Raw genomic sequence first — 666 nt, forward strand, 5'->3', positions numbered from 1 at the left:
GGGCAACGGGGCGGTGTCCTTGCCGAGGAGGGGACGTTCCGCGCCCTCCCCGGAGTCGGCGGGCCCGGTGCCGGGTGTCCCGGGGGTCTCGCCGACCCGGCGGAGGAAGAGGACGAACCAGCCCACCAGCAGCACCGTGAGCACGGTCGGGAGCAGGAGCATGACCCGCACGTCCGTGATGACGGCGGCGATGCCGGAGCCGATGAGCACGGCGACGGTGATGGTGGTGCCGATCGCGCCGGACGCCTTGCCCCGGTCGTCGGGGGCCACCCGGTCCGGAATGGTCGCCATGAGGGCGGCGTAGACGGCGTTGAAGCCGCCCTGCACCAGACACCAGCCGAGGACGAGGGCGGGCACGGCGGGGACCGCGGCGATGATCAACAGGCCGAGCACGCCGACCGCCACGCCGCCGACCAGCCAGGGGACGCGGCGGCCGAAGCGGGAGCGGGTGCGGTCGGAGAGCCGGCCGGCCAGCGGGTTGACGATCAGGGCCACCAGGGCGCCGGCGGAGAGGACCACACCGAGGGTGGCCTCACGGTTGTCGGGGGCCACCTGGTCCACGCGCAACGCCATCGTGACGACGACGGGGGTGAGGAGGGCGGCGTAGAGGCCGAGGTTGGCGAGACCGAGACGCGGCACGAAGCCGGGCGGGGTCACCAGGGGGAC

The 666-nt window shown here is 74.5% G+C and carries 1 protein-coding gene; it reads right to left on the reverse strand.

From position 1 onward, the window contains the following. Positions 1-666 (reverse strand): MFS transporter (locus tag FOE67_RS27740; protein WP_182667556.1); only part of this gene is annotated, 666 nt, incomplete at both ends.

The sequence above is a fragment of the Streptomyces calidiresistens genome, from assembly GCF_014141525.1.
GTDB lineage: Bacteria > Actinomycetota > Actinomycetes > Streptomycetales > Streptomycetaceae > Streptomyces > Streptomyces calidiresistens.